Here is a 15,930-nt window from a genome sequence, read left to right on the forward strand (position 1 = left end):
GGGGTGCGTTTCTTCTCATGATAAACGGATGGATGGGGCGGGAGCTATGCAGACTGTCGAAAAGCGCACGCCTTTTGTGCTGGAAGCGTGCGGCATTACCAAGATTTTCGGCCAGAACCGGGCGCTGGATGGCGTGGATTTCGGCCTGATCCCCGGCGAGGTCCATGCGCTGCTGGGGGAAAATGGCGCGGGCAAATCAACGCTGATCAAGATCCTGACCGGCGCGGCCCAGCCCGATGGCGGCGCGGTGATGCTGAATGGCGAGGCGATCAGCCTGCGCGATCCGCTTCAGGCGCAATCCCATGGCATCGGCACGGTCTATCAGGAGGTCAATCTCCTGCCCAACCGCTCCGTCGCCGACAATCTCTTTCTCGGCCATCAGCCGACCCGCTTCGGCTTCGTGCAGAAGAGCGTCATCGACCGCGAGGCCCGCCGCCTGATGGCGCGATACGGCCTCGATATCGACGTTCAGGCCGAGCTTGGCACATTTTCCGTGGCGGTGCAGCAACTGGTCGCCATTGCCCGCGCCGTGGAGCTTTCCGGCAAGGTGCTGGTTCTCGACGAACCGACCGCCAGCCTCGACCAGCAGGAGGTGGACAAGCTGTTCGAGGTGGTGCGCGCCCTGAAAAGCCGGGGGATGGCGATTGTCTTCATCACCCATTTTCTCGATCAGGTCTTTGCCATTTCCGACCGCGTCACCGTGCTGCGCAACGGAAAACGTGTCGGCACGGAAGCGCTGGATAATCTTACCCGCACCGATCTGGTGCGGATGATGCTGGGCAAGGATATCGCCTTCGTGCCCGCCGTCACCGGCATTGAAGAACGGGAGGCCGGGCCGCCGCTGATCGAATTTACCGGCTGCGGCAAGGCAGGCAAAGTGAAGCCTTTTTCGCTCCGGATCAACCGGGGCGAGGTTGTCGGCGTTGCCGGTCTGCTCGGCTCGGGACGCACCGAAATGGCCCGCATCATGTTCGGCGCCGATCAGAAGGATTGCGGCGAGGTGAAGATCGGGACAAAGCGGGTCGATATTCACGCGCCCGCCCAGGCCATAGCCCACGGCTTCGGCTTCTGCCCGGAAGACCGCAAGGCCGAAGGCATTCTTGGCGATCTCTCCGTGCGCGAAAATATCGCCATCGCGCTTCAGGGCAAGCTCGGCTGGTTCAAGGCGCTCAACCGCGACGAACAGATGGAGATTGCCGGACGCTTTGCCGAGGAACTGGATATCCGCGCCGCCTCGCTCGATCTGCCGGTCAAGCTTCTGTCCGGCGGCAACCAGCAGAAGGTCATTCTGGCCCGCTGGCTGGCGACCAATCCCGATTTTCTCATTCTCGATGAGCCGACGCGCGGCATCGATATCGGCGCCCATGCCGAAATCGTCCGCACCATCAACCGCCTGCGCGAAGACGGGCTGGCGCTGATGGTGATTTCCTCCGAACTCGACGAGATCGTCGCCTATTCCTCCCGCATCGTGGTGATGCGCGACCGGGTCATGGCCGCAGAACTGAGGGGCGACAATGTCAATGCCTCGGTGATCGTGCAGGCCATTGCCGCCCAGCCCGATGGAGAGCCTCATGCGATTTAAATCGCTCAAACGCCTGATCACCCCGCAGACCATCGCCCTTGTCGCGGTGCTTTTCATCAACTGGCTGCTGTTTCCCGGCTTTTTCGATGTCGCCTGGAAACAGGGCCGCCTGTTCGGCAGTCCGATCGACGTGCTCAATCGCGGCGTGCCGGTTGCCATTCTCGCCATCGGCATGGCGGGCGTCATCGCCACCAAGGGGGTGGATCTGTCGGTGGGTGCGGTCATGGCCATTTCCGGTGCGGTGGCGGCAAGCCTTGTCGTCTCCGGCCATTCCGGCGCGGTGGCCGTGGTCGCGGCGCTCACGGCAGGTGCGGCCTGCGGCATCTGGAACGGGCTTCTGGTGGCGCTGCTCGACATTCAGCCGATCGTTGCAACACTCATCCTGATGGTGGCCGGACGCGGCATTGCCCAGTTGATCACGGAAGGCTCGATCGTCACCTTTTCCAATCCGCTGCTGGTCTTCATCGGCACGGGTTCTTTCCTCGGCATCCCGATGCCGGTGGTGATTGCCGCCGTGCTGCTCGTTGTCTCCGTGCTGATCGTCCGGCGCACCGCCATCGGCCTCTTCATCGAGGCGGTCGGCGTCAACCGGGCCGCCGCCAGCCTGGCCGGTATCAGAAGCCGGCTCTTGATTGTTGCCGTCTATGGTTTTTCCGGCATCTGCGCGGCGATTTCCGGCCTGATCGTTGCCGGTGACATCAAGGGGGCGGATGCCAACAATGCCGGGCTGTGGCTGGAACTCGACGCCATTCTCGCCGTGGTCATCGGCGGCACCTCGCTGCTTGGCGGACGCTTTTCCATCGGCATGTCGGTGCTGGGAGCGATCATCATCCAGGCGATGAACACGGGCATTCTGGTCTCCGGCTTTCCGCCGGAATTCAACCTCATCGTCAAGGCGGGCGTCATCATCGTCATCCTGATCATGCAGTCGCCGCTGGCCCTTCAGCTTGTCGAATTTCAAAAGACGACCCGTCGCCTGACCGGAAAACCATCATGAACCGCAGTCTTCGTCCGCTTGCCGCCACCGCCGTCATTTTCATTCTGGCCTACAGTCTTGCCATCCTGCAGTTTCCCGGCCTCTGGTCGACACGGGTGCTGGGCAATTTCCTCACCGACAATGCCTTTCTCGGCATCACCGCCGTCGGCATGACCTTCGTCATCCTCTCAGGCGGCATCGATCTGTCGGTCGGCGCGGTGATCGGGCTGACCGGCGTTATCGTCGCCGTGCTGATCAGCCGCTATCATGTGCATCCGCTGGCCGCCTTCGCCATTGTGCTGGCCATTGCCGGGCTTTTCGGCGCGGCCATGGGGGCGGCAATCCATTATCTTCAGGTGCCGCCCTTCATCGTCACGCTGGCGGGCATGTTTCTCGCCCGCGGCACGGCCTCGGTGATCACCCAGGACTCGATACCGATCAATGACAGTGTCTATACCGCCCTCAACCGCGCCTATCTGCTGATGCCCGGCGGCGGACGGCTGAGCCTCATCGGCTGCCTGATGATTGCCGTCTTCCTCATCGGCATTGTCATTGCCCACCGCACCCGCTTCGGCTCCAATGTCTATGCGCTGGGCGGCAATGCGGTCTCGGCAGCGCTGATGGGCGTGCCGGTGGCGCGCACCACCATTCTCGTCTATACGCTTTCCGGCCTGCTGTCGGGCCTCGCGGGGATCGTGTTTTCCGTCTACACCTCCGCCGGCTATCCGCTGGCGGCCATCGGGGTGGAGCTGGACGCCATCGGCGCGGTGGTCATCGGCGGCACGCTGCTCACCGGCGGTTACGGTTTCATTGCCGGCACCTTTATCGGCATCATGCTGCAAGGCCTGGTGCAGACCTATATCATTTTCGACGGCACGCTTTCGAGCTGGTGGACGAAAATCGTCATCGGAGGGCTGTTGTTCCTGTTCATTCTGTTGCAAAGGCTGGTGTTCTCCGCCTCCTCCTCGCGCCCGAAAGCCATATGGAAACGTAAAGCATGAGCGAACCCGGCGGCCTGATACGCTCGCGTTCCGGGCGTTTGGCTGCACCGAATTTCCATTCCTTCGTCATCAACGAGCTGGGGACGGGCATCGTCTCCGGCCGTTTTGCCGCAGGCTCGATCCTGCCGCGCGATGCCGACCTGATGGATATGTATAATGTGTCGCGCACGGTGCTGCGCGAGGCGCTGAAAACGCTGGAGGCCAAGGGGCTTGTCGAAGCCCGGCCCAAGGTCGGCACGCGGGTCTCGCACAAAAGCCATTGGGCGCTTTATGACCATCAGGTGCTGCTGTGGTTGTTCGAGGCAGGCTATGACGCCGCCTTTCTCGACAATCTCTTCAGCATCCGCCGCCTGATGGAAACCGAAGCCGTGCGCCAGGCCGCCCGCCACCGCACCGCCGACGACATGCGCATTCTCTATTACTGGCTCCAGCAGCTCAGCGTCTCGCGCGGCGTGGTCGAATCCTTCACGCTCGCCAGTCTGGAACTGCATCGCATCCTGCTGGATGCCTCACGCAATCCGATGTTTCGCGCCATGCTCGGCGTCGTCGAATTCACCCTGGCCGCCACCATGGTTCCGCCCGGCAAAACCCATGATCCAACGCCGGATCACGAAGGATTGATCCGGCTGAAACGGCAACTGTCCGAGGCCATCGAAAAGGCCGATGAGGAGAATGCAGCCTCTCTCCTGTCAAGGATTATCGAGAGGGAAAACGCTGTGGCACGCGCCATGCTTTGCCTCAACACCACATCTCTTCAGCAGAAATAATCGGGATAGCTCTGGCGAAGCTCTTCCACATCGAGAATGACCGCTTCCAGATGATGCAGCATGGCCTCGCGCGCGCCATTGGCATCATGGGCGGCCAGCGCATCGCGGATGGTGACATGTTCCTGAATGACGGTTTCCATACGGCCCAGCACCGGCAGCGTCAGGCGGCGGGCGCGGTCGATCTGCACCTTCACGGTTTTCAACAGCGCCCATATGCCGGGAAAGCCGGCAATCTGGGCAATGGCCTCATGAAAGGCCTCATCCTGCTCATGAAAGCCGGAGGCATCGTTCAGCGCGGCAAAGGTCTGCTGCCGCTTGATAATCTGGTCCAGCCGCTCCAGCGCCGGTTGGCCGGCCTGGCGCGCGGCCTGTTCCACCGTCACGGTTTCCAGCGCCTTGCGCACCACCACCGCCTCAGGGATGGCCGAAACCGGCACGCGCGAGACAACCGTGCCCGATTGCGGATAAATCTCGACCAACCCGCCCTCGGACAGCCTGAGAAGCGCCTCACGCACCGGCGTGCGGCTGACGCCGAACTGATCGGCGATCTTCTTTTCCTGCAACACCATGCCGGGCGGCAATTGCAGCGACAGAATACCGGCATGGAGCCGCTCATAAATCGCCCGCGCCGTCGTCACACGGGAGAGGCTCACAGGCTTGAGACCAGCCGTCAGCGGGCTCTGCGCATCAGGCTGTTCAACAGAAGACATCGGTGACGACATGGGCTCCCTTTAATGGCTGCAGACTCTTGGTTGACATGGTTTATGATACTAGTATATCAATTCTTGAGACTTGCCAAGGCGCAGTGCGGGGAGAGGGCAGCCAGGTCTGCGCCGCACAACGCCGGTTAAGGTCGGGTTTGGGGAGACGGACAGAGGTTTTCGCCAACAGCCGACGGCAACAGAGGAACTGAGAGCCTGAAAGAGCCATGGCCTGACAGGGTCTCGTCAAACCGGAACTCGTGGAGGAGACAGCATGAACATCACCCGCAGAACATTGGTCAGCGCAACCGCAGGCGCCGCCGTCATGGGCATGATGCCCGCAAAACTGTTTGCCGCAGCGAAAAAGCCGAAAAGCCCGGTCACCATTACCATTGCCGATGTGGCCGGCAATCTGGCGCTGACCCAGGGCATGTTCGAAAATTATGCCAAGGCCAAGCCCGACTGGGTGTCCCGTTTTGCCTTCACCAAGGCACCCGCCCCCGAACTGCCGGGCAAGATCAAGGCGCAGCAGGCGGCAAACCATGTCGATATCGATCTGGTGCTCACCGGCACGGATGCGCTGTCTGCCGGTCTCGATCAGGGGCTTTGGGTCGATCTTGGCACGGAAAAGGCCAATCTGCCGGATCTGAAGTCAATCCTTCTGCCGCAGGCCTTCAAGATGCAGGGGCTGGCCCGCGACCATGGCGTCGTCATCACCTATTACCCGTCCGGCCCGCTGATCGAATACATGCCCGACAAGGTCAAGACACCGCCGAAGTCCACGCAGGAACTGCTGGACTGGTCGCGGCAGAACAAGAACCGCTTCATGTATGCCCGTCCGGCCAATTCCGGCCCCGGCCGCACCTTCCTGATGGGCCTGCCCTATCTGCTCGGCGACAGCGATCCGCATGATCCGGCCAAGGGCTGGGACAAGACCTGGGCCTATCTGGCGGCACTCGGCGAAAACATCGAATACTATCCAAGCGGCACCACCCAGGTCTGCAAGGAACTGGGCGAAGGCTCGCGCGACATCATGGCCACCACCACCGGCTGGGATATCAATCCGCGCGCGCTCGGCATCGTTCCGGCAGAAGCGAAAGTGGCCAAGCTCGATGGCTTCCACTGGGTCACGGACGCCCATTATGCCGTTATCCCCAAAGGCATTTCCGCCGAAAAGATCGGCGTGCTGATCGATGTGATCAATTTCATCCTGCAGCCGAAAGAACAGGCCATCGCCTATGATGCCGGCTATTTCTATCCCGGCCCGGCGGTCAAGGATGTGACGATCGAGATGGCGCCAAAATCCAGCCAGGACGTGATCAAGCAATATGGCCGTCCGGAATATGCCGACTGGATTGCCAACAACCCGCTGGAAGTGCCGCTGGAGCCGCAGAAAATGGTTCAGGCCTTCAAGATCTGGGACGAAAAGATCGGCGCCAAGAAGGGTTGATCGAGCAGACGCCCGCTAAGGGGCATGTATGACTGTACCTGTCAGGCGCAAAATTCCGCACCTGACAGGTCGCGTATCGCTTTGCCGTCCGGCCAACAGTTCCACCCGGCATATCATCCGCATCGACATTGACTTTTGTTTATCCAGGGAGTTTCAGCGTGACGTCAGCGGTCCAGACCAGGACATCCTCATTGCGCACCGCCGATCGGCTCGAACTTGTCGGCCTGCGCCGGTCTTTCGGAGCCTATACGGCGCTTGACGGCATCGATCTTGCCATCGAGCCCGGTGAATTCATCGCGCTTCTGGGCCCTTCCGGCTGCGGCAAATCCACCGCGCTCAACTGCATTGCCGGGCTTTTGGGCCTGACGGGCGGCGAAATTCGCCTCGGCGCCCGCCGCATCGATGAGCTGGAACCGGAAAAGCGCGGCTTCGGCATGGTGTTTCAGAGCTATGCGCTGTTTCCCCATATGAGCGTGCGCAAGAATGTCGGCTTCGGCCTTGCAATGCAGGGTATCAAGGGCGCAGACGCCGACCGGCGCATCATGGAGGCGCTGGCGCTGGTGCGGCTGGAAAATCAGGCCGACAAGCTGCCGGGCCAGCTTTCCGGCGGCCAGCAACAGCGCGTCGCCATTGCCCGCGCCGTCGTCATCCGTCCGCCGGTGGTGCTGATGGATGAGCCGCTCTCCAACCTCGACGCCAAGCTCAGGCTGGAAATGCGCGCCGAAATTCGCGGCATTCACGACCAGATCGGCTCGACCACCATCTATGTCACCCACGATCAGGACGAGGCGCTGTCCATGGCCGACCGCATCGTGGTGATGAGCAATGGCCGTATCCAGCAGATCGGCACGCCGGAAGATCTTTACATGCGTCCGGTCAACCAGATCACCGCCGATTTCATGGGCTTCCGCACCCGCATGTCCGGCCGCATCACCGCCGTTTCCGGCGAGAGCGCCGAGATCGAGGTGGCGGGCGGACGCATGAGCGGCGTGATGCGCGAGACGCTGAAACCCGGCGATACGGCAGTGATTTCCGTGCGCCCCGAAGATTTTACCACCGCCGCCGATGGTGCCGGTATTCCCGCCACCGTCAGCAGCACGGAATATCGCGGCCGCGCCTTTTTCGGACTGGCCAAGGCTGCCGATGGATCTGACCTTTATTTCCGCGCCGACACCCCATTGCCGCGCGGCGCCGCCACCCGGCTGGAACCGGTTGAAGGTCGGGCTTTGATTTTCAGGGAGGCGCGCTGATGAGCAGCTCTCCTTCGCTGCGCTCCCGGCTTGCCGCACGCGGGTTTGACGGCACGACGCTTCTGGTTCTGCCGGGTCTGATCTTCATTCTCGTGCTGTTCGTCTATCCGTTTTTCTACGGCATTGCCGATTCGCTGATGCCGAAAGATGGCGGCCCCTTCTACGACAATTACCGGAAATTCTTCAGCGATCCCTTCCAGTATGGCACGATTTCCGCCACCTTGTGGCTGTCGATCCCCGTCACGCTGGTCAACCTGGCCTTTGCCGTGCCGATTGCGTTTCGCGTGCGGCTGATGCAGCGCCAGAAACTGCTGACGACGTTGCTGGTTTTGCCGATCACGCTCGGCACGGTCTTCATCGCCGATGGTCTTTTGACCTTTCTCGGGCCGCGCGGCTGGTTCAACCAGTCGCTGATGCTGATCGGCCTGATCGACCATCCGCTGAAACTCACCAACAATTACTGGGGCGTTTTCGCCTCGCTGCTGATCACCGGCTTTCCCTTTTCCTTCCTGCTGACGCTCTCCTATGTCACCGGCATCGATCCGTCGATCGAGCAGGCGGCAGCGACATTGGGGGCGGGTCCATGGCGGCGCTTCCAGCGGGTGTTTCTGCCGCTTCTGGTGCCGGGGCTGGCGATTACCTTCTGCCTGTCCTTCGTCCAGGCCTTCGCCGTCTTCCCCTCCGCTGTGCTGCTCGGCGCGCCGGCAGGCCCGACGCGGGTGATCTCGATTGCCGCCTATCAGGCCGCCTTCGAGCAATATGACGATTCCATGGGCTCCGCCATCGCGCTTGTCATGGGGGCTGTCGAACTGGCCATCGTGGTTGCCGTTCTCGGCTGCCGGTCGCTGTTTTATCGCGGCCCTGCCGCTGGCGCAAAGGGGTGACATCATGATCCGCGACAAAGGCATTGCCTCGAAACTGTGGCGCTTCGCCATCTGGGCTCTCACCGGCCTGTTCCTGCTCAATCTTCTCGCCGTCATCGCCGTGGTGCTGATCGATTCCTTTGCCACGCGCTGGCTTGGCACATGGCTGCCGCTCGGCTGGACCACGCGCTGGTATGGCAGCGCCTGGGATGAATTCCAGCTTTCCGATGTGGTGGTCGTCACCTTCGAAATCGTCTTCACCGTAACGCTGATCTCGGGCCTTCTCGGCGTGGTTTCCGCCTATGCGCTGGCGCGGCGGGATTTTGCCGGAAAACGCTTCGTCATCCTGCTCTTCCTGTTGCCGCTTCTGATCCCGACACTGACCTATGGCATTCCGCTGGCCACGCTGCTCTATCGCGTTGGCCTTGGCGGCACATTCTGGGGTGTGGTGCTGATCAATCTCGTGCCCTCCTTCCCCTTCGTCGTGCTGGTGATGATCCCCTTCATCGAGCAGATCGACCCAAGGGTGGAGGCGGCGGCGCGGGTGTTCGGGGCCAATACCACCCAGCTATTCATCCGGGTGCTGTTGCCGCTTCTGCTGCCGGGCATGCTGGCGGCGCTGCTTCTGGTGCTGGTGCGCACCATCGCCATGTTCGAACTGACCTTCCTTGTCGCCGGTCCGACGACGCAGACGCTGGTGGTGTCGCTCTACTACGCCGTCTTTGCCTCTGGCGTGCGTGCGGCGCAATCCATCGACGCCATGGCCGTGGTCTATATGGTCACGACGCTGATCTGGCTGGTGCTGGCGCTGCAATTCGTCAATCCGACCCAGATTGTCGCCCGCGCCAAACAGCAATCGGCCCACTGACCGGTTTCAAAAAACACATGGGATAGGGTCATAGGGCATCTGGTTTATCCACGATGCCCTATGCCATTTTCGCCTTCAGCCGTTTTGGTTGCAGGCCGAAGCGGGCCTGAAACGCCCGGGAAAAATGCGAGGCACTGGAAAAGCCGGTGGCAAAGGCGATTTCCGAGATGGAGAGCGGGCTTTGTTCCAATAATTTGCGCGCGTGTGTGAGGCGGATATCGCGGTAACGCTCCAGAAATGTGGTGCCGAGATGCCGGGAAAACAGCCGGTCGAGATGGCGCGGCGTCACCCCTGCCAGCCGTGCCATGGCCTGACGGGTGAGCGGATGCTCAATCGTGCTTTCCATCGCCTCCAGCACCGCAATCAGCGCCGGATGGCGGGTTGCGAACCGTTCTTCGCGGACACTGCGTTGCGGGCCTTCCGGCTCGGCCACCGCCGTGTGCAGATACCAGTCCACCACCCGTCTTGCAAAGGCCGTGCCCAGACGCTCGGCAATCAGGGCATGCATCATGTCGAGCGCCGCCACGCCGCCACCACAGGTGATGCGCTCGCCATCCAGCACAAAGCGCGCCTGTTTTGGCTGGTGCATGGGAAAAGCCTCGGCCAAGGCGGCGGCATATTCCCAATGGATGGTGAAGGCGTGCTGGTCGAGCAATCCTGCATCGACCAGAAGATAAGCGCCACCGGAAATGCCGCCGAGCCTTACCCCCTGCCGTGACAGCCGCCGCAAATGCGGGTAGGCGGTGCTGGCCGAGCGCCAATCCGAAGGATTGCCGCCAGCCACGACGAAGAGGCTGTGCAGACGAGAATAGCCAGCATTGTCCTTCATCGAATTGTCCAAACCTGCTTGCCGTCCTGCCCCCTCACGCCACGCCTCCAGCGACAGGCACGGCACGGCCAGACCGCAGGAGGCCATGACCGGCTGCCCGTCCACCGAAAGCGGCACGATCTGATAAAGCGGGCTCTGCGCCAGAAGATTGGCGGCGCGCAGCGGTTCGGTCGCTGAGGCATAGGACATCAGCGCGAAATTCGGCGTCAGCAGAAAACCGATGGTCTGGGTGGCGGCAGAGATATGCGACATGTCTCTTTTTTATTCTAAAATGTCCCTTTTGTGCAATTCTCTTTTGGCATGCTGCGGCAGGCTGGGACATCTTCAGCAGACGAGATGCGGTCAATGCGCTTTTCAGCTCTTTCCATTTTTCTGAACGGCCTGCGGGGCAATACCCACTGGTCGTCTCATTGGCGCAAGCCCGAGCCGAAACCGCATTATGATGTGGTGATCGTCGGCGGTGGCGGACACGGGCTGGCCACCGCCTATTATCTGTCAAAAGTCTTTGGCATCACCAATGTTGCCGTGGTTGAAAAGGGTTATCTCGGCTCCGGCAATATCGGGCGCAACACCACCATCATCCGCTCCAACTATCTTTTGCCGGGCAACAATCCCTTCTACGAATTGTCGATGAAGCTTTGGGAAGGGCTGGAGCAGGATTTCAACTTCAACGCCATGGTTTCCCAGCGCGGCGTCCTGAACCTCTACCATTCCGACGCCCAGCGCGACGCCTATACACGGCGCGGCAATGCCATGCGCCTGCATGGTGTGGATGCCGAACTGCTGGACAGGGCCGAGGTCAGGGCGATGCTGCCCTTCCTCGATTACGACAATGCCCGCTTTCCCATTCAGGGAGGATTGTTGCAGCGGCGCGGCGGCACGGTGCGCCATGATGCCGTGGCCTGGGGCTATGCGCGGGGCGCCGACCGTCACGGCGTCGATATCATTCAAAATTGCGAGGTCACCGGCATTCGCCAAGAAGGTGGCAAGGCGGTCGGCGTGGAAACGACCCGCGGCTTTATCGGCTGCAATCGGCTGGCGCTTTCGGCGGCCGGTCATTCCTCGCAGGTCGCGGCCATGGCCGGGCTGAAACTGCCGATGGAAAGCCATGTGTTGCAGGCCTTCGTCTCCGAGGGGCTGAAACCCTTCATCGATGGCGTCGTCACCTTCGGCGCGGGGCATTTCTATGTCTCGCAATCCGACAAGGGCGGCCTCGTCTTCGGCGGCGATATCGACGGCTATAATTCCTATGCCCAGCGCGGCAATCTCGCCACCGTCGAACATGTGGCGGAAGCCGGAAAAGCGATGATCCCGGCGCTGTCCCGCATCCGGGTGCTGAGATCCTGGGGCGGGGTGATGGATATGTCGATGGATGGCTCACCGATCATCGACAGGGTGCATCTCGACAATCTCTATCTCAATTCCGGCTGGTGCTATGGCGGCTTCAAGGCCACGCCCGCCTCCGGCTATTGCTTTGCCCATCTGATCGCCAAAGGCGAGCCGCATGACACCGCCCGCGCCTTCCGGCTGGACCGCTTTGCCCGCGGATATGTGATCGATGAAAAGGGCCAGGGCGCCCAGCCGAACTTGCATTAGAGCATTTACAGGAAAAGTGTGAAACGGTTTTCCGTCCGGAAATGCGTAAAACAAAGAGTGAGAGCATTTTCAGGAAAAGTGTGAAACGGTTTTCCGTCCGGACATGCGTGAAAAATCTTAAAGGTACAAGCCATGGCAAGCCTTATCCCCTGCCCCCATTGCGGGCCTCGTCCCCGGGAAGAATTCACCGTCAAGGGCGCGGCGCTGACACGGCCCGCTCCCGAGGCCGGTCCGGAAGTCTGGTTTGATTACGTCTATCTGCGCGACAATCCACGCGGGGCCTATGCGGAATACTGGCACCACACCTCCGGCTGCCGCCGCTGGCTGGTGGTGCATCGCGATACGGCAAGCCATGAGGTTGAAAGCGCCCGCGATGCGGCGATGGTGGAGGCCGCGCCATGAGTTCTTTCCGTCTCGCAAAAGGCGGCCTGATCGACCGCAGCAAGGTGCTGAATTTCACCTTCGATGGCAAAAGCCTGACAGGGGTCGAGGGCGATACGCTGGCCTCCGCGCTTCTCGCCAACGGGGTGCAGTTTGTCGGCCGCAGCTTCAAATATCACCGCCCGCGCGGCATTCTGACGGCAGGCGCGGCTGAGCCGAACGCGCTGATGACCATCGGCCGCGGCGGGCGCAGCGAGCCCAACACCCGCGCCACCATGCAGGCGCTTTATGAGGGGTTGGAAGCGCAAAGCCAGAACCGCTGGCCAAGCCTTGACCATGACATCGGCGCGTTGAACAGCCTGCTATCGCCGTTTCTCAGCGCCGGTTTTTACTACAAGACCTTCATGTGGCCAGCGAAATTCTGGGAAAAGCTCTATGAACCATTCATCCGCAAGGCTGCCGGTCTCGGCAGGGCAAGTTACGAAGCCGATCCGGATTCCTATGAGAAATGCTGGGCCCATTGCGACCTTCTGGTCATCGGTGGCGGTATCGCCGGTCTGACGGCAGCGCTCACCGCCGGGCGCGCCGGCGCCCGCGTGATGCTGGTGGATGAGAATGCGCGTTTCGGCGGCGGCCTCCTGGCGGAAACGACGCGGATCGATGGCAAAAACGCATCCGACTGGGTATCGGAAGCGATTGCAGAACTGGAAAGCCTGCCCAATGTCGATCTCCTTGCCCGCTCAACCGCCTTTGGCTGGTATGACGGCAATGTCTTCGGCGTGGTCGAGCGGGTGCAGAAACATGTGGCCATGCCGGATGCCCATCGCCCGGTGGAGCGGCTGTGGCGCGTTATTGCCAAGGAGGCCATTCTCGCCACCGGTGCGGAGGAACGCCCGCTGGTTTTCGGCGGCAATGATATTCCCGGCGTGATGATGGCAGGCGCCATGCGCCGCTATCTCAACCAGTTTGCCGTGGCGCCGGGCAAAAAAACCGCGATCTTCACCACCAATGACAGCGGTTATGCGCTGGCTGCCGATCTGGAGGCCGCAGGGCTTGAGGTGATCGCGCTGATCGACAGCCGCCGCGAGGCCGAAACCATATGGACCGGCAAGGCAAGGCTGGTGCGCGGCGGTTTCGTTTGCGATGCCCATGGCGGCAAGGCGCTGACCGGCATCGACCTCTGGCGCGAGGGTGAGAGGGAACGGCTGGCGGTGGATGCGCTGGCGGTTTCGGGCGGCTTCTCGCCCGTCATTCATCTGGCCTGCCATCGCGGTGGCAAGCCGGTCTGGTCGGATGCGCATGCGGGTTTTCTTGCCCCTTCCGGTCTCAAGGGCCTGACACTGGCCGGTGCGGCAGCCGGGGACAGCGGACTTGCCGCAGCCATGACCTCTGCAGTGCGAAACACAGAAGACGTGCTGGCACGGCTTGGGTTTTCATCGTCGCGAACGACACCTCCGGTTATGGACGAAACCTATCCGGCGCTTGCCGTCAGGCCGCTCTTCACCATTCCAGGTGTAAAAACCAAGGCCTTTGTCGATTTCCAGAATGATGTGACACGCGCCGATCTCGGCCTTGCCGTGCAGGAAGGCTATGGCCATGTGGAACTGGCCAAGCGCTATACCACCAATGGCATGGCGACCGATCAGGGCAAGCTCTCCAATGTCAACGCCATCGGCCTTCTGGCCGAGGCCCGGCAGATATCGCCCGCCGAGGTCGGCACCACCACCTTCCGGCCCTTTTATACGCCGGTCTCCTTCGGCGCCCTGACCGGCGCAAGCCATGGCAGGCATTTTCAGCCGGTGCGCAAATCCCCCCTGCATGAGTGGGCGGCGAAAAATGGCGCAACTTTCGTTGAAACCGGGCTCTGGTATCGCTCGGCCTGGTTTCCACGCACAGGCGAAACCGGCTGGCGCGACAGCGTCGATCGGGAGGTGAAGAATGTCCGCCTCAATGCCGGGATCTGCGATGTCTCCATGCTGGGCAAGATCGAGATCTCAGGCGCGGATGCGGCGGAGTTTCTCAATCGCGTATATTGCAACGCCTTTCTGAAATTGCCGGTCGGCAAGGCGCGCTACGGGCTGATGCTGCGGGAAGACGGTTTCATCTATGATGACGGCACCACCAGCCGCATGGCGGAAAACCGCTATTTCATGACCACCACCACCGCCTATGCGGCGGGCGTGATGAACCATCTGGAATTCTGCGCTCAGGCGATCTGGCCGGAGCTTGACGTGCGGTTGGCCTCCGTCACCGATCAATGGGCGCAGATGGCTGTGGCCGGGCCGAAATCGCGGGTGATCCTGCAGGAGATCGTCGATGACGATATCTCGAATGATGCATTTCCTTATCTTTCCGCCAGAGAGGTTTCCCTCTTCGGTGGACGGCTGAAGGGACGGCTCTTCCGCATCTCCTTTTCCGGCGAACTGGCCTATGAACTGGCCGTACCGGCCGATTTCGGCGAAAGCGCTGCCGATGCACTGATGGAAGCGGGCAGGCCGCACGGGCTGATGCCTTATGGCATCGAGGCGCTGTCGGTGCTGCGCATCGAAAAAGGCCATGTCACCCATAACGAGATCAACGGCACGGTCGTGCCCGCCGATCTCGGTTTTGCAAAGATGGTATCGCAGACGAAGCCGGATTTTATCGGCAAACATATGCTGTCGCGCCCGGGGCTGACCGATCCCGACCGCCCGCAACTGGTCGGCGTGGTGCCGCTCGACCCGCAAAACAGCTTTCGCAGCGGATCGCATATCCTGAAAAAAGACGCCGCAGCCACGCTGGAAAACGATGAGGGCTATGTCACCTCCTCGTGTTTTTCGCCGCATGTCGGCTCCACCATCGCTCTGGCGCTGGTCAAGGGCGGGGCATCGCGCCATGGCGAGGAAGTCGCGATCTGGAACGGGCTGCGCCATGAATTTGCCAAGGGGCGGCTGGTGAGCCCGGTCTTTGTTGATCCAAACGGGGAGAAGCTTCATGTCTGAGACGCTGCGCAGCACCTTTGCCCTCACCCGCCGGGCCGCAACAGCCCCGCTGACGGCGTCACTGCCGGAGACTGTGATCTTCCGCCCGCTCAAAGGCGCGATCCTGCAACTGATGGCAAGACCGGCACAGCTTGACAGGGCCGATTTGAAGGCCGAATGGGCAGACCTGCCCGAAACGGCGCTGCGTGCGGCTGGCCCCGGCCAATGGTTTCTGGTGCTGGATGATGCGCAAGAGGCCGAAGCGCTGGCGGCGCGTATCTCGCCCCTCGTTGCAATTGTCGATCAAAGTCATGGCCGCGCCCGCTTCCTGCTTTCCGGCCGTTCGGTGCGGCAGGTGCTGGCGCGGGGAACGGCGGTTGATCTTCATCCCGCACAGTTTGCCATCGGCCAATCAGCCATGACGCTTTTCGGCCATATCGGCATGCACCTGACACGGGTGGGCGAAGACGCCTTCGAATATCTGGTGCTGCGCGGCTTTGCCCAAAGCCTGCAGGATGAGATCTGCGCCATCATCGGGACCATGCGCTAGGGTCAAAACTCAATCAGGATGGTTGTTCTGTTGAACGGGATGGGATTGTATGGCAGCGAACAAGCGCAAGACAAGGCCGTTTGGCCTTGTAGAGCATTGTTCGAAATCATGAGGCCCATCACGTTCAAACCTTTGGGCAAGGAGTATTTTTTGCCT

General features: G+C 61.4%; 14 protein-coding genes. 12 read left to right on the forward strand and 2 right to left on the reverse strand.

Annotated features, from left to right (window positions below; translation table 11 throughout):
- The first annotated feature begins 46 nt into the window (after window positions 1–46).
- Genes NAC44_RS09100 through NAC44_RS09115 form a run of 4 tightly spaced genes read left to right on the forward strand, consistent with a single transcriptional unit; the run spans window position 47 to window position 4,326 of the window.
- Window positions 47–1,582, forward strand: coding sequence for a sugar ABC transporter ATP-binding protein (locus NAC44_RS09100; protein WP_250940093.1), 1,536 nt, complete (start codon window positions 47–49; stop codon window positions 1,580–1,582).
- Window positions 1,572–2,579, forward strand: coding sequence for an ABC transporter permease (locus NAC44_RS09105; RefSeq protein ID WP_420839908.1), 1,008 nt, complete (start codon window positions 1,572–1,574; stop codon window positions 2,577–2,579). Before NAC44_RS09100 ends, NAC44_RS09105 begins: the two co-directional genes overlap by 11 nt.
- Window positions 2,576–3,559 (forward strand): galactofuranose ABC transporter, permease protein YjfF, encoded by a 984-nt coding sequence (gene yjfF / locus NAC44_RS09110; RefSeq protein ID WP_250940095.1) that lies wholly within the window; start codon window positions 2,576–2,578, stop codon window positions 3,557–3,559. Before NAC44_RS09105 ends, yjfF begins: the two co-directional genes overlap by 4 nt.
- The gene (locus NAC44_RS09115) at window positions 3,556–4,326 is read left to right on the forward strand and encodes a FadR/GntR family transcriptional regulator (RefSeq protein WP_250940096.1); all 771 of its coding nucleotides are present in this window, start codon (window positions 3,556–3,558) and stop codon (window positions 4,324–4,326) included. The genes yjfF and NAC44_RS09115 overlap by 4 nt, the downstream gene beginning before the upstream one ends.
- On the opposite strand, the gene NAC44_RS09120 is transcribed toward NAC44_RS09115, so the two are convergent.
- Window positions 4,314–5,036, reverse strand: coding sequence for a GntR family transcriptional regulator (locus NAC44_RS09120; protein ID WP_250940097.1), 723 nt, complete (start codon window positions 5,034–5,036; stop codon window positions 4,314–4,316). The genes NAC44_RS09115 and NAC44_RS09120 overlap by 13 nt on opposite strands.
- Window positions 5,037–5,301: 265 nt before the next feature.
- Here NAC44_RS09120 and NAC44_RS09125 point away from each other — a divergent pair, with 265 nt between their 5' ends.
- From NAC44_RS09125 to NAC44_RS09140, 4 genes are all read left to right on the forward strand, one after another.
- Complete coding sequence (locus NAC44_RS09125; protein ID WP_250940098.1) at window positions 5,302–6,477, forward strand: extracellular solute-binding protein; 1,176 nt, start codon at window positions 5,302–5,304, stop codon at window positions 6,475–6,477.
- A 158-nt stretch (window positions 6,478–6,635) separates the two neighbouring features.
- Window positions 6,636–7,727, forward strand: coding sequence for an ABC transporter ATP-binding protein (locus NAC44_RS09130; protein WP_420839909.1), 1,092 nt, complete (start codon window positions 6,636–6,638; stop codon window positions 7,725–7,727).
- Window positions 7,727–8,611, forward strand: a complete 885-nt coding sequence (locus NAC44_RS09135) for an ABC transporter permease (RefSeq protein WP_250940099.1) — start codon at window positions 7,727–7,729, stop codon at window positions 8,609–8,611. The genes NAC44_RS09130 and NAC44_RS09135 overlap by 1 nt, the downstream gene beginning before the upstream one ends.
- Window positions 8,612–8,615: 4 nt before the next feature.
- Complete coding sequence (locus NAC44_RS09140) at window positions 8,616–9,458, forward strand: ABC transporter permease (protein ID WP_250940100.1); 843 nt, start codon at window positions 8,616–8,618, stop codon at window positions 9,456–9,458.
- Window positions 9,459–9,516: 58 nt separating this feature from the next.
- On the opposite strand, the gene NAC44_RS09145 is transcribed toward NAC44_RS09140, so the two are convergent.
- Window positions 9,517–10,539: a GlxA family transcriptional regulator gene (locus NAC44_RS09145; RefSeq protein ID WP_250940101.1), complete on the reverse strand. Its 1,023-nt coding sequence runs from the start codon at window positions 10,537–10,539 to the stop codon at window positions 9,517–9,519.
- Between the two features lie 93 nt (window positions 10,540–10,632).
- Between NAC44_RS09145 and NAC44_RS09150 the strand changes: the two genes are divergently transcribed.
- From NAC44_RS09150 to NAC44_RS09165, 4 genes are all read left to right on the forward strand, one after another.
- Window positions 10,633–11,883: a sarcosine oxidase subunit beta family protein gene (locus NAC44_RS09150; protein WP_250940102.1), complete on the forward strand. Its 1,251-nt coding sequence runs from the start codon at window positions 10,633–10,635 to the stop codon at window positions 11,881–11,883.
- A gap of 132 nt (window positions 11,884–12,015) precedes the next feature.
- Window positions 12,016–12,285 (forward strand): sarcosine oxidase subunit delta, encoded by a 270-nt coding sequence (locus NAC44_RS09155; protein ID WP_250940103.1) that lies wholly within the window; start codon window positions 12,016–12,018, stop codon window positions 12,283–12,285.
- Window positions 12,282–15,245 (forward strand): sarcosine oxidase subunit alpha, encoded by a 2,964-nt coding sequence (locus NAC44_RS09160; protein ID WP_250940104.1) that lies wholly within the window; start codon window positions 12,282–12,284, stop codon window positions 15,243–15,245. Before NAC44_RS09155 ends, NAC44_RS09160 begins: the two co-directional genes overlap by 4 nt.
- Window positions 15,238–15,774: a sarcosine oxidase subunit gamma gene (locus NAC44_RS09165; RefSeq protein ID WP_250940105.1), complete on the forward strand. Its 537-nt coding sequence runs from the start codon at window positions 15,238–15,240 to the stop codon at window positions 15,772–15,774. The genes NAC44_RS09160 and NAC44_RS09165 overlap by 8 nt, the downstream gene beginning before the upstream one ends.
- The last annotated feature ends 156 nt before the right edge of the window (window positions 15,775–15,930 follow it).

Source organism: Allorhizobium sonneratiae, assembly GCF_023700755.1.
Classification (GTDB): Bacteria; Pseudomonadota; Alphaproteobacteria; order Rhizobiales; family Rhizobiaceae; genus Allorhizobium; species Allorhizobium sonneratiae.